The organism is Cuneatibacter caecimuris (assembly GCF_004216775.1).
Classification (GTDB): Bacteria; Bacillota; Clostridia; order Lachnospirales; family Lachnospiraceae; genus Cuneatibacter; species Cuneatibacter caecimuris.
The window spans coordinates 417,668-444,565 of record NZ_SGXF01000002.1; the positions used below are offsets into that span (position 1 = coordinate 417,668).

The window sequence follows — 26,898 nt, forward strand, 5'->3', positions numbered from 1 at the left end:
GTATTTATGGAACTTTCTGCATTATCACACCTGCCCGGCGCGGACGAATCCAGGGCCGATTCTCTTCTAAAAGAGGAGCTGTCTGACTTCTGCCGCAAAATTGTGGTCCTGGACGACGATCCCACAGGAATTCAGACCGTCCATGGCATCTATGTCTATACTGACTGGGAAGAACAAACACTGCTCCAGGCTTTTGAAGCTCAGGAAAACATGTTTTTTATTCTCACCAACTCCCGCAGCTTTTCTGCCGCAGAAACAGAAGAGGTTCACCGTCTCATCGCCCGGCGCATTGACGCTGCCGCAAAGCAGACAGGAAAAGAGTATATCGTGATTTCCAGAGGGGACTCTACCCTGCGGGGGCACTATCCTCTGGAAACAGATACTCTGCGCGGCGCGCTTGGAGGCCTTACCGGAACGGACTTTGACGGTGAGATCCTATGCCCCTTTTTTCTGGAAGGCGGGCGATACACTATAGAAAATGTTCATTATGTAAAAGACGGCGGCACACTGATTCCCGCGGGAGATACGGAGTTCGCCAAGGACAAGACCTTCGGATATCACAATTCTGATCTCACAGCCTATATAGAAGAAAAGAGCGGCGGAACTGTCAGACGAGAGGATTGTATGGCATTTTCACTGGAAGAACTGCGTTTTGGGGACATTGCCGCGCTCACGGGCAAGCTCATGAGCGCCGGCCATTACCGGCACATCATCGTTAACGCCGCAGACTATACAGATATTAAAATATTCTGCACAGCCCTCATCAGAGCCATGAAACAGGGGAAAAACTTTATTGTGCGCAGTGCCGCCGCCCTTCCGAAAATTCTCGGCGGAGTGCCGGACCAGCCTCTTTTAGGCCCTTCCTCCCTGTTCCCTCATCCCGGCAGAACCGGCGGGCTGGTCATCGTTGGTTCTCACGTACATAAAACCACTTCCCAGCTGGAAGACCTGATGAATTCCCACCAGGCCCGGACAATTCATTTTATGGAATTTCAGGTGGACGCAGTTTTTAAAGGCGGTCTGGAAGCAGAGGCCTCCCGTATATTGGCATCTGCAGAAAGCTGTCTGCGAGCAGGAAAGTCTGTGGTAATCTATACCAGCCGGCAGCTGCTGATCCCGGAAGGCGCTGACAAAGACGCTATTTTAGCTGCTTCTGTCTCTATTTCTGACGCGCTTACAAGTATTGTCAGCAGGCTGACTGTAAAGCCTCGTTTCATCCTGGCAAAGGGGGGGATCACATCCAGCGATGTGGGCACAAAAGGCCTGTCTGTCAAAAAAGCGCTGGTTATGGGACAGATCAAAAAAGGAATTCCCGTATGGCTCACCGGCCCGGAAAGCAAATTTCCTGATACCCCTTATATCATTTTCCCCGGCAACGTTGGCGATACCCATACACTTCGGGAAATCGTGGAGGAATTATCATGAAAAAAATTATCATTTCATTGGCGCCTGTAGCCGCAGGTTCGCCGGTAAATGCGGATGATCTGGCTGAGGATGTAGCCGCCTCTGTCAGAGCCGGAGCAGCGATGTGCCATCTTCACTGCAGAAAGCCTGACGGCTCCCTGACGCCTGACACAACTTATATGGAAGAATGCTTTGAAAAAATCCTGAAAAAAACAGATGTGGTGGCGCAGGCTTCCACCGGCGGTGTTTCTGATATGAATATAGAAGAGCGCTGCCGCCCATTAAATTATAAAAAGGTGGAAAGCGCATCCTTAAACGGAGGTTCCACCAATCTGGGAGAAGCTGTGTATATCAATTCTTTTGACGATATACGCTACTGCGCTAAGGCAGTTTATGACCGGGCGATCATTCCGGAAGTGGAGGTTTTCGATATCGGCATGATTCACAATGTGATGAACACCGCCAAAGAGCTTCCGTTCCGGAACCCGCTCCTGTTTAACCTGGTCTTCGGCCATAAAGGCGGAATGCAGCCGGATCCTGAAAGCCTGACCGCCTTTCGTTCCTTTATCCCTGCAGGCACTATGTGGGGTGTCACTCACTTTGGCAGAGATAACTGGCATTTTCTGGCCGCTGCCATCGCCATGGGCGCTTCTGTAGTGCGCATCGGATTCGAAGACAGCGCCTGGCTGGCTCCCGGACTGAACGCAGCCTATAACTGGCAGGTTGTAGAACGCCTGGTTCACCTCATCCATGCCATGGGCCTGGAATGCGCAGCTCCGGCTGAAGCCAGGGAAATCCTCCAGATTCCAAAAAGGTCCCTTTAATATCTGCGCGGCGGGGCTGCCGCTTACCGGCAGTCCCGCCGCAGATTTATACTCTGTCTGCCGCTATGCTCTGTCTTTTATCACATCTCTTTCTGTCAGCCCGCGGCACAGAACAGGGCTGTTTTCCCGGTAACGGGACAGATTGGCCTCCAGCGTTTTCCTGCTGCCTGACGCATAGCAATAGAGACACCCATGGCTGCAGGTGCGGTAAACCCCGATGTCCACACTGGCGTCACAGCCGCATTCCGGCCGCTGATTCCTGTCTTTTCCGGCTGCCGCCTTTCTTCCGCTGATTTCTTCCAAAAGCCTGCTGTCCACACATTTTCCATGAGAAATCCTATAAGCTGACAGGTCCAGGCGTTCCGCGCAGGTACACAGCCGCATGCCCCGCTTTTCTGCAAAGGCGGAAAAGCCTGCAGCCAGTATATTCATCTCTTCCTTATTTAGAGAGCGCAGTTTCAGCGTTTCCATTCTCTTCCCTGTATTCCTGTAATAATCCAGAAAACTGAAAACACACTGCTCCGTTATCCCTTCCAGTTTTTCAGCCAGCTGTTCAAACTGCTCCAAATGCCACTGCACAGAATATTTCCGGGATAAAAAAACAGGGTCATAGCGCCAGATCACCCGCTTAGCTCCCAGCGCTTCCGAAAGCCTGAAAAACGTATCCAGCCTGCGGGCCAAAGACGGCAGCCCCGGCTCTGTATCCTGCCCGTAGGCATTACAGGTATACTGAATATAATAAGGAAAAGAATTCAGTTCAGACAGATGGCTCAGCATGGGCTCCGGATTTTTGCTCCAGAACACAATTCCATCCATATTTTCTGGATTCATTTGAATTCTGCTGATCTGATGCGGATTCATGGGATTCGCAGAATATACCTCGCCTTCCCTCAGCCTCCGGCAAAACCATTCCATGTAAAATGCCGGGATATCTGTTCTGCGGCTGACGCTCAGTATCATGTTGTCTCCTTTCTGAATGCAGTTTCCTATTTGAATAAGAATCCCGCTCGCGGGATTCCCCGCCTGCGGCGTGTCGCTTTAGCGATGTGATTCCTTACGCCGCAGTGCGATCACCCCAGAAGGGTGTTGAAGCATAGGGAACGCAGTTTCCTATGCTTCAACGGCCATGCAACGAAAAAATCCCCCTGGCCGCATTCAATATGATTAATGAATGCGGCCAAGGGGGTTCGTCATGCAAGATGATTACTTCGCATAGTCCACAACTCTGGACTCTCGAATCACATTAACTTTGATCTGGCCCGGATATTCCAGTTCGTCTTCAATCCGTTTGGAAATCTCCCGCGCCATCAATACCATGTCCGCATCGGAAACGTGTTCCGGCAAGACCATGATACGAACCTCTCTGCCTGCCTGAATAGCAAAGGACTTGTCGACACCCTTGAAGGAATTCGTGATGTCTTCTAACTGCTTCAATCTGTTGGTATAAGTTTCCAGGGTCTCTCTGCGGGCCCCTGGTCTGGCTGCAGAAATCGTATCTGCCGCCTGTACGATACATGCGATGAGAGACTCAGGCTCTACATCGCCATGGTGAGATTCCACAGCATTGATTACTACTGCGGACTCTTTATACTTTCTACATAAATCCACACCCAGCTGGATGTGGGAGCCTTCCATCTCATGATCCACAGCCTTGCCGATATCATGCAGCAAACCTGCACGCTTCGCCAGGCGCACGTCCACACCGACTTCAGCGGCCAACAGGCCGGACAGGTGCGCGACTTCGATAGAATGTTTCAGCGCGTTCTGGCCATAACTGGTTCTGAAACGCATCTTGCCCAGCAGACGCACCAATTCGGGATGGATGCCATGTACACCGACTTCCAGGAGAGCGGCTTCGCCCTCTTCACGGATCATGGTTTCCACTTCCTTCTGTGCTTTTTCCACCATTTCTTCAATTCTGGCCGGATGAATCCGGCCGTCCAGAATCAGCTTCTCCAGCGCAATTCTGGCCACTTCTCTTCTGATCGGGTCAAACCCGGATAAAATTACAGCCTCCGGCGTATCGTCGATAATCAAATCCACGCCGGTCATCGTTTCCAGAGTCCGGATATTCCGGCCCTCGCGGCCGATGATTCTGCCCTTCATCTCATCATTGGGAAGCTGCACGACGGAAATCGTCGTCTCGGCTACATGATCCGCAGCGCATTTCTGAATGGCTGTAACCACATATTCCTTCGCCTTTTTGCCAGCTTCTTCTTTTGCCTGATGCTCCATTTCCTTGATCATCTTGGCAGTGTCATGCTTCACATCTTCTTCAACAGATTTCAGTAAATATTCCTTTGCTTGTTCGGAGGTTAATCCAGAGATTCTTTCCAGTTCCTGCATTCCTTTGGCGCCCAGTTCTTCCACTTCGCGCCTCTTCTTGTTCAGATTATCTTCCTTGGCTGCCAGATTGTTTTCGCGTTTTTCCAATGTGTCGGCCTTGCGGTCAAGCGCTTCTTCCTTATTCATCACGCGTTTTTCCATGCGGGATAATTCGGAACGCCTCTCCCTGGTCTCCTTCTCCAGCTCATTCTTCGTCCGGATGGATTCCTCTTTGGCCTCCAGCAATGCCTCACGCTTCTTCGTCTCTGCAGTTTTCAACGCCTCATCTATTATTTCTCTCGACTTCTCCTCTGCGGAGCCGATCTTGCCCTCGTAAACTTTCTTACGATAAGCAACAGCAGCCAGCCAGGCAAGCGGAGCCGTGATAATAAATGTGATAATCGCTGTCACAACGTACGGCACAGGAGCCACCTCCTTATGAAATTTTCATTGTACAAAGACAACAATTAAATTCTAAACGTTTTTGTTAGAAATGTCAAGTAAGCCTTCCGGTTTTTTTCAAAAAAGAGGCTCTTCTCCTCCGTCCCGGAGAGCTTTCAGCTGACCCGCCGCCTGCTCATAATGATACCCTTTTGACAGGAGATATCGCAGCTGTTTCTGATATTCCCCGGGATCCTCCAGATTTTTCCCCCTGCACCGCTTTCGGGCCAGCAGCTCCAATGCCGACGTTTCATCCGGCCGGACCTCTTCGAACGCCTGCTCCAGCAGTTCCCTGCTGATCCCCTTTTGCTGCAGTTCCTGCCGAAGCTGTTTTTTGCTCTTTCTTTTCCCGTAGATTTCCAGATACTGCCTGGCATATCTTTCATCATCAATATAATGGTAACTGCGGACATAAGCTACCGCTTCTTCAATGCATTCCTGTGGGTAGAATCCCTCTTTCAGCTTTCTGCGCAGCCCTGCCTCAGTCTGATCCGCTCGTTTCAGCAGGTTCATGCTGCGCAGCTTGGCGCGTTTCCCCAGCACTTCCAAAATTTCCTCATAAGTTTTCTGCGCCAGTTCTTCTCCTTCCCGGATTCCATAGCGGCGCAGCTCCCCCTGGTACAGTGCGAAAGAAGCACAGCCGTCTATCCAGAGACGGCTGCGCTTCTTATCCAGGGGCCTGATTTCTGTCACTGTCATGGCAAACCCCCTTCAATTATTTATCTGCTTTTTTCTCTTCCTTCTGTTCCTTCTTCTGAGGTGCGGCAGTCTCTTCAGAAACCTCTTCCAGTCCGCGCTTCACCCGAATCTGGTGCTCCACTTCGGCCATCACCTCAGGATGCTCCTGAAGATAGGTTTTCGCATTCTCCCGGCCCTGTCCGATCTTGCCGTCATGGTATGCATACCAGGCTCCGCTCTTGATGATCACGTTGTCCTGAACCGCCAGATCCAACACATCGCCTTCTTTGGAAATGCCTTTTCCGAACATGATATCGAATTCAGCCTCTCTAAAAGGCGGAGCCACTTTATTTTTCACCACTTTGATCCTGGCGCGGTTTCCAATCACGTCCCCGCCCTGTTTCAGCGTATCGATCTTGCGCACATCCAGGCGGATCGACGAGTAGAATTTCAGCGCGCGGCCGCCGGTGGTGGTTTCAGGGTTTCCGAACATCACTCCCACTTTCTCGCGCAGCTGGTTGATAAAAATCACAATACAGTTGGACTTGCTGATGGCTGCCGTGAGCTTTCTCAGTGCCTGGGACATCAGCCTGGCCTGCAGCCCTACGTGGGCGTCTCCCATATCTCCCTCTATCTCCGCTCTGGGCACCAGAGCCGCCACGGAGTCCACCACAACGATATCCACGGCGCCGGAACGCACCATAGTCTCCGTGATCTCCAGGGCCTGTTCGCCGTTGTCCGGCTGAGATATGTAGAGGTTGTCGATATCCACCCCAATGTTCTTCGCATAAACAGGGTCCAGCGCATGCTCCGCATCAATAAAGCCGGCAATTCCGCCGTGTTTCTGCACCGCTGCCACCGCATGAAGGGCCACTGTGGTCTTACCGCTGGATTCAGGCCCATAGATCTCAATAATACGCCCCTTAGGCAGCCCGCCCAGCCCCAAAGCCAGGTCCAGGCTCAGACAGCCGGTGGGGATGGTCTCAATATTCATATGGGCGTTGGAATCTCCCAACCGCATCACAGAACCTTTTCCATATGCCTTTTCAATATTGGCAAGCGCAGCGTCCAGCGCTTTCATCTTCTCATCATTCATCATACATTCTCCTTGTCAGCGAACTCACGTTCGTTTTTCTTAAATATATCTTACTTCATTTCCCCTGTTCTGTCAATAGGCTTTTCCGAAAAAATCCCGCCAGAGATTCTTACCGGAACAGCATATCATGAAAACAAATTTTCTGCAAGCCGCACACTCATATTGCAAAAACGGACCGCCGTTCCACACAGCAGTCCGTTTTTTCTATCTACTATTGAATTTCTTCCATCCCATCCAGCACATCGCAGAAATCAAAGGTGGCAAAATAATCCTTCGGGGTTTCCGCCCGCCTGATCAGCTGAAACTCTCCGTTTTCTTTTAACAGGATCTCCGCGGAGCGCAGCTTGCCGTTGTAATTGTAGCCCATGGAAAAGCCGTGGGCCCCGGTATCGTGAATCACCAGAAGGTCTCCCATATCAATCTGGGGAAGCATCCTGTCAATAGCAAATTTATCATTGTTCTCACACAGGGAACCTGTAATATCATATTTGTGGTCACAGGGACTGTCTTCCTTTCCCATCACCGTAATATGATGATAAGCGCCGTACATGGCGGGCCGCATCAGATTCACAGCGCAGGCATCGCATCCGATATATTCTTTGTAAGTGTGTTTCTGGTGAACCGCGGTGGTCACCAGGCAGCCATAAGGGCCCAGCATAAAGCGGCCCAGCTCCGTATAGATAGCCACATCTCCCATTCCCGCCGGAACCATCACTTCTTCATAAACTCTGCGCACTCCTTCTCCGATGGTCAGAATATCGTTTGGCTCCTGATCCGGGCGGTAAGGAATCCCAATTCCGCCGGAGAGATTGATAAACCGGATATCCGCCCCGGTCTCCTGCTTCAGCCTGACAGCCGTCTCAAACAGAATTTTTGCCAGCGCAGGGTAGTATTCATTTGTCACGGTATTGGAAGCCAGGAAAGCATGAATTCCGAAATGTTTTACCCCTTTTTCTTTCAAAATTCTGAATCCATCAAACAATTGTTCGGTGGTAAACCCGTATTTGGCTTCCCCCGGATTGTCCATGATACTGTTGCTGATCTTGAACAGTCCGCCGGGATTATACCGGCAGCTGATGGTCTCGGGCAGTCCGGCGCAATTTTCCAGAAACTGAATGTGTGTAAAATCATCCAGATTGATGGTAGCGTCAATTTTACGGGCATACTGGAATTCGGAAGCCGGCGTGGCATTGGAAGAAAACATGATCTCCTCCCCGGAGAATCCAAGAGCGTGGGCCAGCATCAGCTCTGTCATGGAAGAACAGTCACAGCCGCAGCCGCATTCCTTTAAAATCTTCAGGATAAACGGATTGGGCGTAGCCTTTACCGCAAAATACTCCTTAAACCCTTTATTCCAGGAAAAAGCCTGACGCACCCTGGCCGCGTTTTCACGGATTCCTCTTTCATCATAGAGATGAAAGGGAGTAGGGTACTGATCCGTAATTTTCTTCAACTGTTCCAACGATACAAATGTTTTCTTCTCCAATGTTTTCACCTCTCCAGTTCTTCGTGTGACGGCATACAAATCAGTCCACTTTCACTACTCTAATGGTATTGGTCTCTCCAAGCACGCCTGCCGGCTGGCCCTTTCTGGGTACGCCTACAGCAAGGACTACCGTATCGCCCTCCTGCACCAGGCCGCGTTTTTTCGCTAATTCCACAGAAGCGTCCACCAGCTCATCCGTAGAACTGGCCCTGGAAGCCAGAATCGGGGTAACCCCCCACAGCAGCTGCATCTGGCGCACCACTACTTTGTTGGGGGACATGCCGATAATTCTGGCATGCGGCCTCCACTTGGAAAGGCTGGTAGCTGTCAGACCGCCCATGGTGGGCGCAATGATGGCTTTCGCCCCGAGCATTGTGGCAGTGGACACGGAGGACAGGGATACCGCATGAGAGATGTCTTTATGGTGTTCTTTATTTTCACATTTCTGATAGTAAAGCGCATCCAGATATTCTTCAGAGGATTTCGCAATCTGCACCATCATCTGCAGCGCTTCCACCGGATACTTACCCATAGCGGTTTCTCCCGACAGCATGACCGCGTCGGAACCGTCATAGATCGCATTCGCCACATCTGTCACCTCTGCCCTGGTGGGGCGGGGATTGCGGATCATGGAATCCAGCATCTGGGTAGCGGTTATCACCGGCTTGCCGGCCAGATTACATTTTTTAATTATCATTTTCTGCAGATGGGGCACTTCTTCTGCCGGGACTTCCACGCCCATATCGCCTCTGGCAACCATTATTCCGTCGCTCTCGGCAATAATTTCATCGATATTATCAATTCCCTCTGCATTTTCAATTTTTGCAATAATTTTCATCTTGCTGCCATGCACATTGAGAATCTCACGGATTTCTCGGATACACTGAGCGTTACGAACAAAAGAAGCAGCGATAAAATCAAACTCCTGATCTATGCCAAACAGAATATCCTTCTTATCCTTTTCTGTGATGCCAGGCAGACGGATGCTCACATTCGGCACATTGACGCCTTTTTTGCTGCCCAGCTCGCCGCCGTTTAAAACGCGGCAGACGATCTGGCTGCCTTTTACCTCCAAAACGTCCATTTCCAGCAGGCCGTCGTCAATCAGAATCTTATTGCCAGGCTTCACATCTTCTGCCAGCCCGCTGTAATTGATATAGGCTTTTTCCTCGGTAGTCTCTGTTTCTTCTGTGGTCAGAATGTAAGTCTGCCCTGCACTCAGCTGAATCTTTTTATCATCCTTTACCATGCCTGTGCGGATTTCCGGACCTTTTGTGTCCAGCAGGGCAGCCACCGGAACGCCCAGCTCCTCGCGGATGCCCCGCAGCAGTTCCAGCCTGGAAAGGTGTTCCTCATAATCTCCATGTGAAAAATTGAATCTCGCCACATCCATTCCGTTTTCCGCCAGCTTTTTCATCACTTCGCGGTCATTGGTATTGGGGCCCATTGTGCAGATAATTTTTGTTTTCTTCATTAATAATATCCTCCAGCTTTCTATCTGTACAAGCGTCAGTCCTGATTCTGCGGATGGCTTGTCACATGCTTATGGGTATACAGGTGGTCCTGGCAGTATTCATAATTCCCTTCGCATCTGGAACAATAACGGAATACCAGATTCGGGTCGTCCTGCTCGGTGCGGCCGCAGACCGCGCATTTATGTTTGGCGCCCCCTGCGGCTGCTTTTACATTCTGCCGGAAGTCTCTGCGCCGTTTGATTTCCTTTGGCGCAATCCTGCGGTAATTCCTGGTGAGCAGGAAGAACACCAGGACGTTTAAAAGAGAGGCCAGTATGCTGGCCCGGCCCACCCAGTCGTTCTGGATAAACAGATAAATATACATCGCCGCATCCACAAGCGCAAGCCATTTCGCTTTAATCGGAAACAGGAAGGCCAGATAGAAATTGGCGTCCGGATAAGTCAACGCATATGCAAAAAACAACGACAGATTGATATAAGTGGCCGACAGGGATAAACCGGTCAGAGAAATGCCTGAGGTCCAGTATACGATGAAACCTGACAATATTGTTCCCAGCATTCCAAGGAAAAAGTACAGGTTAAACCGAAAAGCTCCCCAGGTCCTCTCCAATGTAGTCCCCAGCATATAGTAGACATAACACAGGAGCACCAACAGAAAAACATTGGTTTCCATGGGCATCATCAAAAAAGTAACCAGACGCCAGACCTGACCATGCAGAATCTTATTCGCGTCAAAGCAGACCCACAGCAGCAGTTCAGGAGCTACCAGCAATATGACGCTGCCTGCCGCGTACAGTACAATCACATACATCATCAGATTGCGGATCGCATATCTGCCCAGTTTCCGCTCCATCTTATCCAAAAATTTCATCCAATCCTCCTAAAACCACTTTTTCTTTGCAAATATCAGCGCCACCACCAGGGAGATTACCGCTGCAATCAGCAGCACATACCAGAAGCCCATGGGATCTTCCGCAAAAGGCATTCCCTCCGGGTTCACATTCATCCCGTAAAAGCTGGCAATCATAGTTGGAATAGACATCACCAGAGTCACTACCGCCAGAAACTTCATTACAATATTCTGGTTGTTGGAAATAACAGAGGCAAATGCATCCATAGTTCCGCTGAGGACCCCGCTGTAAATATTCGCCATTTCTATAGCCTGTTTATTCTCTACAATAACATCTTCCAGCAGTTCTGTATCCTCCGGATACTTTTTTACACTGTCCGCCTTCAGCAGTTTTTCTAATACTACCTCATTGGAACGCAGGGACGTGGTAAAGTACACCAGGGACTTTTCCAGCTCCAGCAGTTCGATGAGCTCCTTATTCCTCTGGGCCTTATGGAGCTTGCGCTCGATCTCTTCGCTCTTTCGGTCCACGTTTCTCAGGTACTGCAGGTAAAGGGACGCGTTCCTGTAGAGAATCTGCAGGATAAAGCGGGTCTTCATGTGAGTGTGAAAGCCCCTCACCCGTCCGTCCATAAAGCTGTTTAAAATAGGGGTTTCCTCCAGGCAAACAGTGAAAATCACATCTTTTGTCAGGATGATGCCCAGTGGGATCGTCATATACCAGTCCTTGCCGTTGCGTTCCTCGATCATGGGAATGTCCACCAATACCAGCGTATAATCATCCTCCACTTCAATATGCGAACGCTCTTCTTCATCCAGCGAAGCCCGCAGATCCGCCACATCAATGCCGAACTGCTCCGCGATTTCCGCAGTCTCGGATGCGGAAGGATCGGTAAGCGCCACCCAGCAATTTTTTGTTATTTCCTCTTCCCGGCGGATTTCTCCGTCCACAGTTCTGAAAATCTGAATCATATTTACGCTCCTTTCCGGCCTGCCACGAGACCGGTCAGAAGCCGCAGCTCACCGGATATCCTGGCAGGTCATACCTATTCGAATTTTACTTTCTTCGTGATAGCACGAGCAACTGTCCATCTCACCACTGCCTTTCCTGATTTCATCAATATCTGGCTGAATGCCACAATCGCTTATATTATAGTTTCTCAAGGTTCTTTTGTCAAACCATTTATCTCAGAAACATTCACAGAGTTTTCTGGGGGCCCTTCCCTATTTTTCATAATTTGAACAGTTGCTTTTTGCCGGAAAAGATCATATAATGGTATATTGTGATGTTGTCTCTGCGTGCAGAGCACAATGTAAACAGTACATAGTTTTGCGGGGGAATACACAGATTGCAAGGAGGTCTGAACAATCTATGAAACCGATTTATCGTCTGGGAATTGATATCGGCTCCACTACGGTAAAAATCGCCGTACTGGATGACAATCATACAATATTATTCTCAGATTACGAACGTCATTATGCAAATATACAGGAAACACTTGCCGCTCTCATCCGCAAAAGCATGGAGCAGCTGGGAGAGATGGATCTTTCTCCCGTTATCACCGGTTCCGGCGGCCTGACGCTTTCCAAACATCTGGAAATTCCGTTTGTGCAGGAAGTCGTGGCTGTTTCCACCTCTCTGCAGGATTACGCGCCGCAGACAGATGTGGCGATCGAACTGGGCGGCGAGGACGCCAAAATCATCTACTTTTCCGGTGGAATCGATCAGCGCATGAACGGGATCTGCGCCGGCGGCACCGGTTCTTTTATCGACCAGATGGCTGTCCTGCTGCAGACCGACGCGGCGGGGCTCAATGATTACGCAAAAAATTATCAGGCGATCTATCCCATCGCCGCCCGATGCGGCGTATTCGCCAAATCAGATATCCAGCCCCTGATCAATGAGGGAGCGTCCAAAGAAGATCTTTCCGCTTCCATTTTTCAGGCCGTAGTCAACCAGACGATTTCCGGCCTGGCCTGCGGCAAACCCATACGGGGTAATGTAGCTTTCCTGGGAGGGCCTCTCCATTTCCTTTCAGAGCTGAAGGCTGCCTTTATCAGAACCCTGAAGCTGGAGGGCGATGCGATTATCGCCCCGGAACATTCCCACCTGTTTGCCGCTATCGGGGCAGCCATGAACAGCAGCCCGGCAGTTCAGGTTCCGGTTTCTGATTTGTGTGAAAAGCTGGAGCACGGCGTAAAACTGGATTTTGAGGTGAAGCGTCTAAAGCCCTTGTTCCGGGATCAGGAAGAATATGATCTTTTCCGGGATCGCCACCAGCAGCACAGCGTCAGGAAAGCCTATCTCAGTACATATAAGGGAAACTGCTATCTGGGAATTGACGCCGGTTCTACCACCACCAAAACAGCGCTGGTGGGCGAGGACGGCTCTCTTCTGTATTCCTTTTACAGCAATAACAACGGAAACCCTCTGGCTACCACCATCCGCTCCATCAATGAGATTCGGGATCTTTTGCCTCCTGAGGCAAAAATCGCCTACTCCTGCTCCACCGGTTACGGGGAAGCGCTGATTAAAGCTGCCCTGATGCTGGATGAAGGGGAAGTTGAAACTGTTTCTCACTATTATGCGGCGGCGTTCTTCCAGCCTGAGGTGGACTGCATCCTGGACATCGGCGGCCAGGACATGAAGTGTATTAAAATCAAAAACCAGACCGTGGACAGCGTGCAGCTGAACGAGGCCTGCTCTTCCGGCTGCGGTTCCTTTATTGAGACTTTTGCCAAATCTCTGAACTATTCTGTACAGGATTTCGCAAAAGCCGCGCTTTTTGCCAAAAATCCTATAGATCTGGGCACCCGCTGTACGGTTTTTATGAATTCCAATGTAAAGCAGGCTCAGAAGGAGGGCGCCAGCGTGGAGGATATTTCCGCAGGGCTGGCGTACTCAGTCATCAAGAACGCATTATTTAAGGTAATTAAAATTACAGATCCTAAAGATCTGGGGGAACATGTGGTGGTTCAGGGCGGCACCTTCTATAATGACGCCGTGCTGCGTAGCTTTGAGCGGATTTCAGGCTGTCAGGCCATCCGCCCTGACATCGCGGGCATTATGGGGGCTTTCGGCGCCGCGCTGATTGCCAGAGAACGCCATCAGCAGTCAGGGAAAGAAACCTCCATGCTGCCTCTGGATGATATTCTGAATCTGGAATATACCACAAGGATGACCCGATGCAAGGGCTGCACCAACAGCTGCCGTCTGACCATCAACCGCTTTTCCGGCGGCCGCCAGTTCATCAGCGGAAACCGGTGTGAGCGCGGCCTGGGCAAAGAGAAAAACAAAGATAATATTCCAAATCTGTTTGATTATAAATACCACAGGATGTTTGATTATGAACCCCTGGACCCTGCAAAAGCGTTCCGCGGAGAAATCGGTATCCCCAGAGTGCTGAATCTGTATGAAAACTTTCCGTTCTGGGCTACTTTCTTCCATCGCCTTGGCTTTTCGGTGAAGCTTTCCCCCCAGTCTTCCAGAGATATTTATGAGATGGGGTTGGAATCTATTCCCAGCGAATCCGAATGCTATCCTGCAAAGCTTGCCCACGGGCATGTGAGCTGGCTGATTCAGCAGGGCGTAAAAACGATCTTTTATCCCTGCATCCCTTACGAAAGAAACGAATCCCCCGACAGCCAGAACCACTACAACTGTCCTATCGTTACTTCCTATGCGGAGAATATCAAGAACAATATGGAGGAATTGAAAACCGAACATATTCGTTTTATGAATCCATTTATGGCTTTTACTGACGAGGCCACTTTGGAAAAGCGCCTGGTGGAGGTGTTCCGGGAAGAATATCAGATTCCCAAAGAAGAAGTGCAGGTTGCCGCTCAGGCTGCATGGAAAGAATTGATCGAGTCCCGGGACGATATGCGCCGCAAAGGCGAAGAGGTCCTGGAATGGATGGCGAAAACCGGCCGCAGGGGAATTGTTCTGGCCGGCAGGCCTTATCATGTGGATCCGGAAATCAACCACGGAATCCCTGAACTGATCACCTCCTATGGGATCGCAGTGCTCACGGAAGATTCCGTATCCCACCTGGGCGAAGTGGAGCGTCCCCTGATTGTAATGGACCAGTGGATGTACCATTCCAGGCTGTATGCGGCCGCCAGCTTTGTCAAAACCATGGACAATCTGGACCTGATCCAACTGAACTCCTTTGGCTGCGGCCTGGACGCTGTCACCACAGACGGAGTCAGCGATATCCTTACCGGGTCCGGAAAGATTTACACAGTGCTCAAGATTGATGAGGTGAATAATCTGGGCGCTGCGCGCATCCGAATCCGTTCCCTGATTTCTGCGCTGCGGGTCCGGGACCAGAGGCATCTGGAACGCAAGATTGTATCCGCCGCATATAACCGGGTGGAATTTACCAAAGAAATGAAGGATACTTATACCATCCTCTGCCCGCAGATGACGCCGATCCATTTCGATCTGGTAGCTCCCGCCATGAACGCCTGCGGCTACAAGGTGGAGGTGCTTCCGGAAAGCCGTCATTCCGTGGATGTGGGGCTGAAATATGTAAATAATGACGCTTGTTATCCCTCTCTGATCGTGGTGGGGCAGATCATGGACGCATTGCTGTCCGGGAAATACGATCTGGACCACGTGGCTATTTTCATGAGCCAGACGGGAGGGGGCTGCCGGGCTTCCAATTATATCGGCTTTATCCGCCGCGCTCTGAACCGGGCCGGCATGCCGCAGATCCCCGTGATCTCTGTAAACGTCAGCGGACTGGAATCCAACGAAGGCTTTAAGTTCACCGTGCCCCTGATCGTAAAGGCCATGCAGGCAGTGGTATACGGCGACGTATTCATGCGCGTGCTCTACCGCACCCGTCCCTATGAGGCTGTGCCGGGTTCCGCAAACCGTCTTCACGAGAAATGGAAAAACACCTGCATTCAGACCCTGCAGAAAAAATCTCTGAGCATGAGCGAGTTTCATCGGAATATCCGCGGAATTATCAGGGATTTCGATACGCTGCCCATTCTGAACCAAAAAAAGCCCCGGGTGGGCATTGTGGGCGAGATCCTGGTGAAATTCTCTCCCGCCGCCAACAATCACCTGGTGGAGCTTCTGGAGGGGGAAGGGGCGGAAGCCGTGATGCCTGATCTCATGGATTTCCTTTTATACTGCTTCTATAACAGCAACTTTAAGGCAGAGAACCTGGGCATGAAATCTTCCACCGCTCGGCTCTGCAACCTGGGTATCTCTGTGCTGGAGTATCTTCGCAAAACCGCCCGCAAAGAATTTGAGAAGAGCGTACGTTTTGATCCTCCCAGCCGGATCACCCATCTGGCGGAGCTGGCAGATCCTTTTGTTTCGAAGGGCAACCAGACCGGCGAGGGATGGTTTTTGACCGGAGAAATGCTGGAACTGATTCAGGGAGGCGTGAACAATATTATTTGTACCCAGCCCTTTGGCTGCCTGCCCAATCATATTGTGGGAAAAGGCGTCATCAAAGAGCTGAGGCACGCCTATCCAAATTCTAATATTATTGCCGTAGACTATGATCCCGGCGCCAGCGAGGTAAACCAGCTCAACCGCATCAAACTGATGTTGGCAACAGCGCAGAAAAACCTGAAAGCAGAGGCAGACATTGAATAAAAAAATTATAATAATTAATGGATATCTGGCTTCCGGAAAATCCACCTTTGCATTACACTTGTCAAAAGCAATTCACGTGCCCTGCTTTATAAAAGATACGTTTAAAATTGCCCTGTGCCAAAGCATCTCTGTTGCAGACAGAAACGAAAGCAGCCGTTTTTCCGCGGTCACCTTTGACGCCATGATGTATGCGGCCGAGAGAATGATGGAAGCAGGATACCCTGTTATTATTGAAGGCAATTTTATGCCGGCCGGCGTCAAAAAAACTGATGAGTCAATGAGAATCCGGCAGCTGATCAGCCGATATGGCTATTTGAGCCTTACATTTAAGTTCACCGGCAATACAGAAGTCTTGTACAAGCGCTTCATGGAACGGGAAAAGTCGCCTGACCGGGGTCAGGTCAATACCTTAGGTTTTGAACCTTCTTTGAAAGATTTTAGTAGTTGGTGCCATAATCTGGACGGTTTTGATGCAGGCGGAAAAATAATAGAAGTGGATACAACAGATTTTGCCGCAGTGGATTATGAAATGTATTTCCGGCTGGCCGACCAGTTTATCCATGCCTGAAAAAAAAGAATCTGCAAAACATGCCTAACTTGTTTTGCAGATTCTTTTTATTTACTATGCATTCATCCCATTTTTCCCTTCACCACAGTGCTGTTCTTCCATCTGCCGGACAAGTAGAAAATCAGGCCGATCAGCACAGCGCCTCCGCTGGCGATGGGGGCCGCCAGTCCGATTCCTGTGAGCCCCAGGGGAAGGGCCATCCCAAACAACAGCGCAAAGGGGATGCGGAAGCCCAATGCGGAAAGAATGCCGTTTACCGATGCAAAGGCGGTATGCCCTGCCCCGGTAATCAGGCCGTTGATACAAAAGCTGATGGGAGCTACCAGGTAATCAAAGGTAAATGTGCGCATATATTCCATTCCGCTGCGCACCATATCCGCATCATCATCAAAAATCCGGATGATCTGCTCCGGGAACAGCTGTGCCACCAAAAAAATCGGAATGCTGATTCCCATTGCCAGCATCAGGCCGGTATGAAAGGTTTTTTTCGCCCTGTCCAGCTCATTTGCCCCGATATTCTGAGCAGCCATGGCTGAAACAGAAGATCCCACCGCTATGGAAGGCAGTATGGCGAAACTATTGAACTTTCCCACCACGCCCAACGCGGCCGAGGCGCTGACCCCGAAGCCGTTTACCAGCGCAGTCAGCACCAGAAATGACATATTGGTGGCCACATTCTGAATGGACGTGGGGATTCCCACCCGCATGAGAGTCTTAAACCGTTCTTTTTTAAACTGAAAGGATGAAATCTTAAAATCAAAAATAAAGTCATTTCGCTTCAGGTAAATAATGCACAGCACCATACTGAGCGCCTGAGAAATCACGGTGGCCACCGCAGCCCCTCTGGCTCCCATCCTGAATCCTCCTACCAGAATCAAGTCCAGCACAATGTTGGTCACACAGGCGATCAGCACAAAATACATAGGCCTTTTGCTGTCCCCCACGCCCCGCATGATGGCGCTGAGCGCATTATATCCGAATATGAACACAGTACCCATAATCGTGATATCCAGATACTCTCTTGCCTGCGCAAAAGATTCCTCAGGAGTCTGGATCAGATGAAGGATAGGAGTGGAAACACACAACATGATTGCAGTCATCGCCACCGCGGCCGCCAGCAAAGCGATCAGCAGCGTTCCAATGGATTCGTTTACCGCTTTACGGTCTCCATAACCCAGGTATTGGGCGATCACCACCGTACCGCCTACGCTCAGTCCAATCACAAGATTTGTCATCAGAAATGTCACCTGACCGCCTATATTTACTGCAGAAATCCCTACCGGACCTCCAAATTTCCCTACTATCAGCATGTCCGCCACATTATAAAGCGACTGAATTAAATTTGACAGCATAAACGGCAGGGCAAACATCACCAGCTGGCGGATTACGTTTCCCTGCGTCAGGTCTTTTTCCAGTTTTGCCATTCCTGTTTCTCCCCTCAAAGTAATGAATATATTTTATCACAGCTTTACAAGATTGACCAGCTTTTTGTTTTCGTCATAGGGAATTGGCTCTCCGGCCTGTGTTCCATGGCCATTTTCATCCAGGCAGCTGCATTCTCCCTTTTTGAAATCCCAAAAAGCCCTGATTCTTCCTGCCAGATCCGGATGGGGATAGAGCCCTGTATCCAGCAATGCGACGCAGATACCTTCCCCTCTCGTTCCTGTCTGATGAAGCTGTTTTTTCTCCTCATACCATCGGCCGGTGAGTTTTCTCATTTTTTCCCGAAGACAGCCTTCCTCTCCATCCGTCTCTTCAGGACTTCCAGTCTGCCACTCCCCCCGCATATCCAGATTATTCATCTTCTTTTTATCAGAAAGGCAATCCTGATCTACTCCGTAGACAGCATTGCCTTCTATCTTCAATACCGGTTTCATAATGCCTCCTGCTGCGAGTTCCACATTATAGCTTATGCGGCCAGTCCATCAGCCGTTCCTGCCAACAAACCGGCTCAGATCCAGCATACCCCAGCCCTGGTACGCAGGCGATACCCCCAGATTATGGCAGCACTCCCTGATCCGCAGCTTGATTTCCACATTTGACATCTTTGGTTGTTTGGACAGCAGCAGGGCGATTGCTCCGCTGATCTGAGCGGTTGCCATGGAAGTTCCGCTTTTGCAGCAGTATGGATGAGGCGATTTGCTGTTCATTGCATTGCAGGACATTACCTGATACCCGTTGGCAACCAGTTCCGGTTTCATGATGCAGTTCCTGGTGGGGCCCCTTCCCGAATAATGCACGATTTTGCTCCCCATTACATCCACCTGTTCCATATCATCACAGCTGCCCACTGTAATCACCTTACGGCTGATCCCCGGAGTTGTGATGCTCATAGGCTGATTTCCTCTGTTTCCGGCTGCCACACAGACAATCAGCCCCGCATCCCATAAAGCGTCCACTGCCTTTACCAGCGCTGAATCCTCCCGCATTCCTTTTGGAATCAGAGAGCCTACAGAAATATTTACAACCCTGATCCTGTAGCGGTCCTTCATCTGTAAGACCCATCGAATTCCGGCAATCATATCCCTGATACTGCCCTGGGCCTTTCCGTCCAGCACTCTGACGCCTACCAGGCTGCATTCAGGAGCCATACCTACGACTCTGCCGTCCGAACTGCTTCCATCTCCTCCGATAATGCCTGCTACATGAGATACAAGGCCAATCTGCAGTTTCCTATGCAATAAAAAGAGCAAGTGCACCGCCGTACAAAAGGTGCACTCGCTTAACTTTATCATTGATATAATAACCCTACTTTGAAGGCTTTGCCGCTTCTGATTCCCCGGCGGCCTGTGCAGGAGTACTGCCGGCCGCGTCTCCGGCGGAGCTCTGTGGAGCGGAAGGCCTGTCCTCTTCAGAAGAAGGCTTCTTCTCTGAAGTAGGCTCAGCCGAGGCTTTCACCTCATCAGTCTGCCTCTCTGTACCGTTCTCTCCGCTGGGCACAGTCTCGGTTTCAGAAGGTAACGCCGCCTCAGAAGAGGGCTGCGTATGAACGGCTTCTGTGGTTCTGGGCTGTGTATGGGCCTCTGTAAACTCCGGAGGCTGATAGTTCACTGTTCCTGACGGAATCTGTCCCGCAGGCACAGCGGCAGGAACAGTAATGGGAAACATAGAGTCCGGCGCTTCTTCCCCGCAGATCTGCCAATAGGCGTACCTGCGGAGCACCTGCACCCAGGTGCGGTAAGCGTTATCGTTCTGATGCACATAAAAATCTGTAGTATATCCAGAATACAGGCAGCCATTTTCATCAGCCAGATAAGGGGCCAGGTTAATAAACCCCACCTGGTTTTCTTCCCCATACTGTTCCATGCGCCTGTTCAATTCCCGGATATTGGCGTTTGTCCTGTTTCCGCCCTCCCGTCCTTTGAATACATAGGTGCAGCTGACAACATATATCTCCGCGTCCGGACAAATCTGCCGGATCCTTTTGATTGTTGTATCATAATTGCTCACGATCTGAGCCACACTATTCATTCCCAGATCATTGATACCGAAAGAAAGGACAATCCTGGATGGCTGACGGAGAGCCAGAGCCTCAAAAATCGTGTGTTCCTGTCCCTGATAGATGGGATGTGATACACGCCCCGCAGGAAGCAGAGCGTCATTCAGGCTGTAGCCTGTGAGCGCGATAATCGTAGGGTTCCCCAACATCTGCTGGCCGCTGCCCCGCAGATACAGTCCAAATCCCGCAATAATCGAATCGCCCACAAAAGCAGTATCAGACCAAAACTGTTCCACTTCTTCTGCCGTAGGGGCCACAAAGGCATTGACTGCTTTGCTCCCCTGCATATGATCCCTGCTCGGCCGAAATCCCATCATGTCCGAAGAATCTTCATCCGATGTGCCGGCAACAGACTGCTCTTCTTTTGTAGAGCCGCCTGTTGCCGCAGATACGTTGCCGGGAAACAGAGAACTGCCCGCCAGGGCGATTACTGCACAGAGCACACAGACCGCTGCTGTCCCCAATGCACTGTATACCAGCATCCTGCGCCTTTTTTCACGTTTTTTTCTCTCTTCTCTTGTCATCCTTCTCCATCCTCTGTGAATTGAAGGCCCAGATCATTTGCCGGCCTGCAGTTTCTCCAGATTGCTTCGGATTGCCTGGATAAATTCCAGGCTGTTCACTGCATTTACATTCTGCAGCGTAGAGATTGCAGAAAGGTCTTTTGTCATTGTTCCCTGCTCGATCGTATCAATGGTAGCCTGCTCCAAATTTTCCGAAAACTGCATCAGCTCCGTCAGGCCGTCCAGTTCACCGCGCTTGCGCAGAGCCCCGCTCCAGGCAAAAATAGTGGCAACCGGATTCGTGGATGTTTCTTCCCCTGCCAGATACTTATAATAATGCCGCTGCACAGTCCCATGCGCCGCCTCATATTCGAATTTTCCATCCGGAGAAACAAGCACCGAAGTCATCATAGACAGCGATCCGAACGCAGTTGCGATCATATCGCTCATCACATCGCCGTCATAATTCTTGCAGGCCCAGACATAACCTCCTTCTGATTTAATCACGCGCGCTACAGCATCATCGATCAGCGTATAAAAGTACGTAATTCCAGCCTTTTTAAACTTCTCTTCATATTCCTTGTCATAAATATCCTGAAATATATCTTTGAATGTATGATCATATTTTTTGGATATCGTGTCCTTAGTGGAGAACCACAGATCCTGCATGGTATCCAGCGCATAATTAAAACAGCTCCGCGCAAAGCTCTCAATGGATTCGTTCAGGTTATGCTGTCCCTGAAGGATTCCGGCGCCCTGAAAGTCATGGATCAGTTCCCTCTGCTCGCTGCCGTCCGCCGCAGTATAGACCAGTTCACATTTTCCCGGCCCAGGAATCTTCATTTCAGCCGCTTTATACACATCTCCATAAGCGTGTCTGGCTATTGTAATCGGTTTCTTCCAGGTACGCACATTCGGCTCAATCCCTTTGACAATAATAGGAGCGCGGAACACAGTGCCGTCCATAATCGCCCGGATCGTTCCATTGGGGCTTTTCCACATTTCTTTCAGATTGTATTCTTTTACTCTGGCAGCGTTGGGCGTAATGGTGGCGCATTTCACGGCAACGCCGTATTTCTTGGCTGCCATTGCGGAGTCCACTGTAACCTGGTCGTCTGTTTCATCGCGGTATTCCAGACCCAGATCGTAATACTCTGTTTTCAGATCAACAAAAGGGATCAGCAACTCTTCCTTAATCATCTTCCAGAGAATACGGGTCATCTCATCCCCATCCATCTCCACCAGAGGTGTTTTCATCTGTATTTTATCCATGCTCTGCTCCTCCTAAACCTTCTTTTTTTGCATCATTTGGGAACATAATACCACAATGAATTTCATTATGCAAGCTTTTCCAGTTTTGTGCCAGGATAAAAGTACTCCAGAATCTGCCGGTAATTCATGCCGGCTTTGATCATTCCATGCGCACCATTCTGAGACATCCCCACGCCATGGCCGCTTCCTCCGCCTTTTATACGGTAGCCAATAACGCCTCCGTCGGCCCGTATCTCCTCCAGATAAAAGAAAGCGCTGGGCAGTATATCCCGTTCTCCTGAAGACTCTTTTCCGATATTCGTCTGATACACCGTCTCCATATCTCCTAAAGCCGCTCTGATCGCTGACTGCCCTTCCAGACGGACGCTTCCGCTGTCTCCTGTAAACTGCAGAACCGTTACAGCTCCGCCCGGCGCTCGTTCCTGCACTTCCAGCTGTTTCAAGGTTCCTATATTTATTCTTGCTGCTTTCCCCGCACTCTGCAGGTTTTCCAGGCGTTTCTGTATTTCAGGGAGCTTTTCCTCTGTACTCCATCGGTACCACTGGCAGTCTCCTTCATAACTCTCTGCGCTCTCCTGCATCCAGGATCTGAAATTGCTTTCATATTGCAGCCTGGATGCCTGCTCAATTCTGGCCTCTGCTGTTTCCGCATCCTGAAATGGCCTCACCTGCTGGGACTGAAGATAGGGATACGCATCAGTTTCACTCCCCCATACAGATGCATCTGTTGTGTACCCGCAGGAAGTAGAGAAATAATATGCTGCAATAATTTCCGTACCATACCGAAGCACCTCTCCCTCAGTCTCTTCCACGCCCTGTATGGAGACAGGGTCCGGCGCAAAATTATTATAGACCTGAAATTCTGTGCTGTCTGTCACGTGAGCTCCATACTCTCGGCAGGCATTTTCTTCTATCTGGCGGCAGGCATAGCTCCTGGCGCAGACAGCCTGCAGCTTTGCAGCCTCCAGGCCATATCTGGCCGGCATTTCGCTCCCCACCACCTTTTTCAGATAGTCCTCTAATGTCACCTCATTGACAATGACGATCCCCTGTTCTGTCAGTTTCAGCTCCAGTGTTCCCCCATAAGAAGGGGTCCCCTGATAGCGGCCGATGGTGGGGATTTCCACTTCTCCCCCCTGGGCCTGGATAACCAGACGGTTTCCCGCCTGCAATTCCTGACTGGAAACATCATAGCGCAGTTTCGTTCCTGCAGGGTATGACTGCTCCTCCCCTGTACTGCTGATCATTTTTATTTCCTGTTGGGAAGACAGCTCCACCGCCGGATGAAAATAGGAGCTGAAATCCGTATTTTCCAGCAGAACGCGGATGGTAACAGGGTCCTGCGTCTCGCCGATCAGCGCGCCGCACAGCTTCCCGTCCTCTGCAAAAAAGCGGATATTTGAAGATCCAGTAATGATATTCTCTTTCCCGGCAGGGCTTACCGCTTCTCCTTCGTGATATGCCTGAAAATAATCCTCATAAGGCACCAGGCCATATCCTTCCAGCTCCACGCCTTCTTCCCGTACAGCCAGAACCTTGGCGCTGATCTCCTCTGACTTCACTCTGATTTTCTGAACTTTCCCTTTGCGCAGAATAAGATCTGCAAGACAAGGAGTCTCCACCTCAGATACTCCTTCCACCAGAAACTCCCTGGACACCCCTCCTACCAGCGCGGTCAGACTCCCCGCATCCGAACGGCTGATCCAGATATTCCTGTATGCCACATCTTCCTGCAGCGTTTCTACGATTCGGAGAATTTCATCTCCCCGTACCCATACTCTGAGAACCTGGTCCACATTTGCATCCATTGACAGCCCCTCAAAGCCAAACGTTCCCTGGCTGGTGCTGGCTTTCCATTTATCTGAGGATGCGTTGCCCGGTGTTGCGTACACAACCAGCTTTTTTTCCTGAACCTTGCCTGAGTAGTTGTATTTATCCAGAAATGCCTGATATCCTTTCCACCAGAAAGCTGCGCTCACCGGCTTGTCCGCATTTTCATCAGACACCTGAGCTTCTTCTGCCATTTCTTTCAGACCCAATGTATTCCAGAGGGACGCCGCCTCCTGTACCGTCAGGTAGGCGGCCGCATTCGAAGGCTCCGGAAGGAACTGATCCGGCGACATAATCTCTGTCTGGTATAGGTAGTTATAATACGGCACATACCAGTAGGAAGAATTCTCAGCGGCAAAATAGCCTCCTGCGGCCTGCCTGCAATTCTCTTTTTCTGCGATTCCCAACGCAAGAGATTTTACTGCTAAAGCTCTTGAAATACCCTGATCCCCTGCCTGGCCCCCTGTTTCTTCACTTTCCAAATACCGCAGGCCTGTCCACAGGATGCATGCCGCTAGCGCCATAATTAACAATACTGTACTGATTTTCTTGTCCATTCTGTCCCTCCACGCACCTTTCCTGAAACAATATATGCGCGGAAGGAATATTATATGTCAATATTTTTAAATACACACTTTATACTGAAAGGAAGTTCATTCAGGAAAACATTGTCATCAGCGCCAGCATCACCGGAATAGTCACCACTGACAGCAGTGTAGTCATTGCCACACCTTTGGCGGCCAGCTCACACTTGCCTGTATATTGTTCCGCAAGCATCGCCACCATGCTCCCCACGGGCGTGCAGAATAAAATGCCGGCTAACTGGACCAGATAATCATCATTTACGCAAATCCGCAAAATACAATACCCCAGGGCCGGCAGCGCCATTAATTTTATGAACGAAAACAGCCACAGCTTTTTATCCTTCAGCGTGCTCTTCAAATCCATTGAGGCGATGGATACACCGATTACCAGCATGCTTAACGGCGCTGTCAGCCCGCCAACTGTAGAACATGCAGTGGCCAGCACCTCCGGAAGCCGGATATCTGCAAAAAACAGGATTATTGCAGCAACGCAGGAAATGGTTCCTATATTCAGGACTTTTTTTACGCTGAACCGTTCTGCCTTCTTCCCGGTGCCCGCGCACATCAACTGAACGCCATATGTATAGATCAGGAAATTGAAAGGCAGCGTGAAAATAGCCACATACAGCAATGCCTCGGCTCCCATCAGCGCGCTGACAAGGGGCATACCCATAAATCCGATATTGGAAAATACGATCATTACATTATATATTTTTTCATCCTCACGCTCAGCCCGCAAGATCTTCGGAATTACAAATGCAATAGCAATTAAGGCCGCAAACATACAGATGGAAATCAGCAGCGTGACCGCCAGGCCCCGCCCGCTAATTTTAGAATGATCCCCTGAGACGCTGGCGATTACCAGCGCCGGATTTGCAATATTCAGCACAATTCCGGAAAGCGTTTTATTGGAAGCGGTCGGGATAATTCCCGTTTTATTTGCAATATACCCCACTGCAAGTATTATAAACAGAATCAGCATTTGCTGAAAAACCACCGCAGTCTCCATTTTACTTCAGCTCCTTCAACATTTGGTCAGCATTTTCAGCAGCTTTCACTTTTCCAAACACACCGGCAATCATGCCTGCTTCATCAATCAGATAGGTAGTCCGCACTACGCCCATCACCTTTTTTCCATACATCATTTTTTCTTTCCAGACATCGTAGAGTTCCAGCACCCTTTTCTCCGGATCCGCCAATAAAATAAATGGAAGTCCATATTTATCAGCAAATTTCTTATGAGACGCCGCGGTATCTTTGCTGACGCCAATCACTACCGCGCCTTTTTCCTGGAACTGCGGATAAAGTTCCCCAAAAGCGCAGGCCTGCTTGGTACATCCTGAAGTATTATCCTTGCTGTAAAAATAAAGTATGACCTTTTTTCCTTCAAAATCTGACAGGGAAACCATCTTCCCGTTCTGATCCTCCAACGTAAAATCCGGCGCCTGATCACCAATCTTCAACATTTTTCTTTCTGTCTCCTTTCAAAAACACATATTTTTCCCCGCTGGATAAATCTTCGCGGTATGTATACCCCAGCCTGCGGAACTCTTTCATCTTCTCCGGCTCTCCGGCGCCTGTCTCTGCCAGAAACCTGACCATCTCTCCCCTGGCCATTTTTGCCTGTGTCCCTTTCTGAAGAATCTTCCCGTTTGAATCTTCGCCAAAAATACAGGTGATATACCGGATCTCAGGAGATAAGTAATTTTCTATGCAAAGGCTGTATTCTTTTGACGCCAGATTAATCACGCAGCTTTCCTCTTTTGCCAACTCATCATATATCTGGCTCCCCCAGAAGTCATACAGTTGTTTTTTATCCCCGATTTTCAGCCTCGCCTGCATTTCCAGCCGGTAAGGCGTCACCTTATCCAGAGGTTTTAAAATTCCGTAAAATCCGGACAGTATCCGAAGGTGTTCCTGCACATATTCCCATTCACGAGCCTCAAAAACCTGAGGCGACATGTATTGATATTGTATCCCCTCATAGGCCAGTAAGGCCGGCGTCATTCCCGGCGTCATTCCCTGCGCCAAATCCATTTCCTGAAAACGTCTGTAATTCAATTCTGCAATTTTATCATTGCATTTCCAGACCGCTTTCGCCTCATTATAAGTCAACTGCCTCACTCGTTCCAACAGTTCCTGTGTCCGGGCCAGCAAAACCGGGGTTCCGGAACATGGCATAAAATCCGTCCTGCAATTCATTTTCTTTGCAGGTGAAATAATGATCTTCATGGTTTTTCTCCGCTGTCATCTCCTCTAAAAAATATAGATTACACAAAAAGCGCCGATTATACTCATAATCGACGCTCACTGTACCTTCAAAACCACACACAGAAACCATCCAGGCTCTCCTGAACCTCTTCAGGTCAAGCCCTCGACCGATTAGTAACAGTCAGCTACATACCTTACGGCACTTCCACCTCTGCCCTATCTACCTCGTCGT

Annotated in this window: 21 protein-coding genes; 4 read left to right on the plus strand and 17 right to left on the minus strand. The window is 50.0% G+C overall.

Features of this window, described 5'->3' with window-relative positions:
* The first annotated feature begins 6 nt into the window (after positions 1 to 6).
* A complete protein-coding gene (locus EV209_RS08180) occupies positions 7 to 1,425 on the plus strand; it encodes a four-carbon acid sugar kinase family protein (protein WP_130434916.1) in 1,419 nt (472 codons plus the stop codon).
* Positions 1,422 to 2,228 carry a beta-keto acid cleavage family enzyme gene (locus EV209_RS08185; RefSeq protein ID WP_130434918.1) on the plus strand — a complete coding sequence of 269 codons (807 nt, stop codon included), beginning with the start codon at positions 1,422 to 1,424 and terminating at the stop codon, positions 2,226 to 2,228. The genes EV209_RS08180 and EV209_RS08185 overlap by 4 nt, the downstream gene beginning before the upstream one ends.
* 63 nt (positions 2,229 to 2,291) lie before the next feature.
* On the opposite strand, the gene EV209_RS08190 is transcribed toward EV209_RS08185, so the two are convergent.
* From EV209_RS08190 to EV209_RS08225, 8 genes are all read right to left on the minus strand, one after another.
* Complete coding sequence (locus EV209_RS08190) at positions 2,292 to 3,188, minus strand: DUF1848 domain-containing protein (protein WP_130434920.1); 897 nt, start codon at positions 3,186 to 3,188, stop codon at positions 2,292 to 2,294.
* Positions 3,189 to 3,431: 243 nt separating this feature from the next.
* Positions 3,432 to 4,976 carry a ribonuclease Y gene (rny, locus tag EV209_RS08195; protein WP_130434922.1) on the minus strand — a complete coding sequence of 515 codons (1,545 nt, stop codon included), beginning with the start codon at positions 4,974 to 4,976 and terminating at the stop codon, positions 3,432 to 3,434.
* Between the two features lie 96 nt (positions 4,977 to 5,072).
* Complete coding sequence (locus EV209_RS08200) at positions 5,073 to 5,693, minus strand: regulatory protein RecX (protein ID WP_130434924.1); 621 nt, start codon at positions 5,691 to 5,693, stop codon at positions 5,073 to 5,075.
* Positions 5,694 to 5,709: 16 nt separating this feature from the next.
* On the minus strand, positions 5,710 to 6,771 hold the full coding sequence (gene recA / locus EV209_RS08205; RefSeq protein ID WP_130434926.1) for a recombinase RecA: 1,062 nt from the start codon (positions 6,769 to 6,771) through the stop codon (positions 5,710 to 5,712).
* A gap of 208 nt (positions 6,772 to 6,979) precedes the next feature.
* The gene (locus EV209_RS08210; protein WP_130434928.1) at positions 6,980 to 8,254 is read right to left on the minus strand and encodes a diaminopimelate decarboxylase; all 1,275 of its coding nucleotides are present in this window, start codon (positions 8,252 to 8,254) and stop codon (positions 6,980 to 6,982) included.
* 40 nt (positions 8,255 to 8,294) lie between these two features.
* Positions 8,295 to 9,728 carry a pyruvate kinase gene (pyk, locus tag EV209_RS08215; protein WP_130434930.1) on the minus strand — a complete coding sequence of 478 codons (1,434 nt, stop codon included), beginning with the start codon at positions 9,726 to 9,728 and terminating at the stop codon, positions 8,295 to 8,297.
* Between the two features lie 35 nt (positions 9,729 to 9,763).
* A complete protein-coding gene (locus EV209_RS08220; RefSeq protein ID WP_130434932.1) occupies positions 9,764 to 10,600 on the minus strand; it encodes a DUF1751 domain-containing protein in 837 nt (278 codons plus the stop codon).
* A gap of 9 nt (positions 10,601 to 10,609) precedes the next feature.
* Positions 10,610 to 11,551 (minus strand): magnesium transporter CorA family protein, encoded by a 942-nt coding sequence (locus EV209_RS08225; protein WP_130434934.1) that lies wholly within the window; start codon positions 11,549 to 11,551, stop codon positions 10,610 to 10,612.
* Positions 11,552 to 11,951: 400 nt separating this feature from the next.
* Between EV209_RS08225 and EV209_RS08230 the strand changes: the two genes are divergently transcribed.
* Both EV209_RS08230 and EV209_RS08235 read left to right on the plus strand, forming a co-directional pair.
* The gene (locus EV209_RS08230; RefSeq protein ID WP_130434936.1) at positions 11,952 to 16,199 is read left to right on the plus strand and encodes a 2-hydroxyacyl-CoA dehydratase; all 4,248 of its coding nucleotides are present in this window, start codon (positions 11,952 to 11,954) and stop codon (positions 16,197 to 16,199) included.
* Complete coding sequence (locus EV209_RS08235) at positions 16,192 to 16,767, plus strand: P-loop nucleotide/nucleoside kinase family protein (RefSeq protein WP_130434938.1); 576 nt, start codon at positions 16,192 to 16,194, stop codon at positions 16,765 to 16,767. The genes EV209_RS08230 and EV209_RS08235 overlap by 8 nt, the downstream gene beginning before the upstream one ends.
* A gap of 62 nt (positions 16,768 to 16,829) precedes the next feature.
* Here EV209_RS08235 and EV209_RS08240 read toward each other — a convergent pair whose 3' ends face one another.
* The 9 genes from EV209_RS08240 to yaaA form a co-directional block, all read right to left on the minus strand.
* Positions 16,830 to 18,191, minus strand: coding sequence for an MATE family efflux transporter (locus EV209_RS08240; RefSeq protein WP_130434940.1), 1,362 nt, complete (start codon positions 18,189 to 18,191; stop codon positions 16,830 to 16,832).
* Between the two features lie 36 nt (positions 18,192 to 18,227).
* Positions 18,228 to 18,644, minus strand: a complete 417-nt coding sequence (locus EV209_RS08245; protein WP_130434942.1) for a S8 family serine peptidase — start codon at positions 18,642 to 18,644, stop codon at positions 18,228 to 18,230.
* Positions 18,645 to 18,692: 48 nt separating this feature from the next.
* Positions 18,693 to 19,502, minus strand: coding sequence for a S8 family peptidase (locus EV209_RS08250; RefSeq protein WP_130434944.1), 810 nt, complete (start codon positions 19,500 to 19,502; stop codon positions 18,693 to 18,695).
* Positions 19,503 to 19,515: 13 nt separating this feature from the next.
* On the minus strand, positions 19,516 to 20,790 hold the full coding sequence (locus tag EV209_RS08255) for a GDSL-type esterase/lipase family protein (protein WP_130434946.1): 1,275 nt from the start codon (positions 20,788 to 20,790) through the stop codon (positions 19,516 to 19,518).
* Between the two features lie 33 nt (positions 20,791 to 20,823).
* The gene (locus tag EV209_RS08260; protein WP_130434948.1) at positions 20,824 to 22,041 is read right to left on the minus strand and encodes an NADP-dependent isocitrate dehydrogenase; all 1,218 of its coding nucleotides are present in this window, start codon (positions 22,039 to 22,041) and stop codon (positions 20,824 to 20,826) included.
* Between the two features lie 65 nt (positions 22,042 to 22,106).
* On the minus strand, positions 22,107 to 24,428 hold the full coding sequence (locus EV209_RS08265) for a SpoIID/LytB domain-containing protein (RefSeq protein WP_130434950.1): 2,322 nt from the start codon (positions 24,426 to 24,428) through the stop codon (positions 22,107 to 22,109).
* 100 nt (positions 24,429 to 24,528) lie between these two features.
* Complete coding sequence (locus tag EV209_RS08270) at positions 24,529 to 25,464, minus strand: AEC family transporter (protein WP_130434952.1); 936 nt, start codon at positions 25,462 to 25,464, stop codon at positions 24,529 to 24,531.
* Between the two features lies 1 nt (position 25,465).
* A complete protein-coding gene (gene bcp / locus EV209_RS08275; protein ID WP_130434954.1) occupies positions 25,466 to 25,921 on the minus strand; it encodes a thioredoxin-dependent thiol peroxidase in 456 nt (151 codons plus the stop codon).
* A complete protein-coding gene (gene yaaA, locus EV209_RS08280; protein WP_130434956.1) occupies positions 25,905 to 26,687 on the minus strand; it encodes a peroxide stress protein YaaA in 783 nt (260 codons plus the stop codon). The genes bcp and yaaA overlap by 17 nt, the downstream gene beginning before the upstream one ends.
* Between the last annotated feature and the right edge of the window lie 211 nt (positions 26,688 to 26,898).

Bases quoted from the DNA above. Each gene is read 5' to 3' on its own strand.
- EV209_RS08180 (WP_130434916.1), top strand. From the start codon at position 7: ATGGAACTTTCTGCATTATCACACCTGCCCGGCGCGGACGAATCCAGG.
- EV209_RS08185 (WP_130434918.1), top strand. From the start codon at position 1,422: ATGAAAAAAATTATCATTTCATTGGCGCCTGTAGCCGCAGGTTCGCCG.
- EV209_RS08190 (WP_130434920.1), bottom strand. From the start codon at position 3,188: ATGATACTGAGCGTCAGCCGCAGAACAGATATCCCGGCATTTTACATG.
- EV209_RS08200 (WP_130434924.1), bottom strand. From the start codon at position 5,693: ATGACAGTGACAGAAATCAGGCCCCTGGATAAGAAGCGCAGCCGTCTC.
- recA (WP_130434926.1), bottom strand. From the start codon at position 6,771: ATGATGAATGATGAGAAGATGAAAGCGCTGGACGCTGCGCTTGCCAAT.
- pyk (WP_130434930.1), bottom strand. From the start codon at position 9,728: ATGAAGAAAACAAAAATTATCTGCACAATGGGCCCCAATACCAATGAC.
- EV209_RS08220 (WP_130434932.1), bottom strand. From the start codon at position 10,600: ATGAAATTTTTGGATAAGATGGAGCGGAAACTGGGCAGATATGCGATC.
- EV209_RS08225 (WP_130434934.1), bottom strand. From the start codon at position 11,551: ATGATTCAGATTTTCAGAACTGTGGACGGAGAAATCCGCCGGGAAGAG.
- EV209_RS08230 (WP_130434936.1), top strand. From the start codon at position 11,952: ATGAAACCGATTTATCGTCTGGGAATTGATATCGGCTCCACTACGGTA.
- EV209_RS08240 (WP_130434940.1), bottom strand. From the start codon at position 18,191: ATGGCAAAACTGGAAAAAGACCTGACGCAGGGAAACGTAATCCGCCAG.
- EV209_RS08245 (WP_130434942.1), bottom strand. From the start codon at position 18,644: ATGAAACCGGTATTGAAGATAGAAGGCAATGCTGTCTACGGAGTAGAT.
- EV209_RS08250 (WP_130434944.1), bottom strand. From the start codon at position 19,502: ATGATAAAGTTAAGCGAGTGCACCTTTTGTACGGCGGTGCACTTGCTC.
- EV209_RS08255 (WP_130434946.1), bottom strand. From the start codon at position 20,790: ATGACAAGAGAAGAGAGAAAAAAACGTGAAAAAAGGCGCAGGATGCTG.
- EV209_RS08260 (WP_130434948.1), bottom strand. From the start codon at position 22,041: ATGGATAAAATACAGATGAAAACACCTCTGGTGGAGATGGATGGGGAT.
- EV209_RS08265 (WP_130434950.1), bottom strand. From the start codon at position 24,428: ATGGACAAGAAAATCAGTACAGTATTGTTAATTATGGCGCTAGCGGCA.
- EV209_RS08270 (WP_130434952.1), bottom strand. From the start codon at position 25,464: ATGGAGACTGCGGTGGTTTTTCAGCAAATGCTGATTCTGTTTATAATA.
- bcp (WP_130434954.1), bottom strand. From the start codon at position 25,921: ATGTTGAAGATTGGTGATCAGGCGCCGGATTTTACGTTGGAGGATCAG.
- yaaA (WP_130434956.1), bottom strand. From the start codon at position 26,687: ATGAAGATCATTATTTCACCTGCAAAGAAAATGAATTGCAGGACGGAT.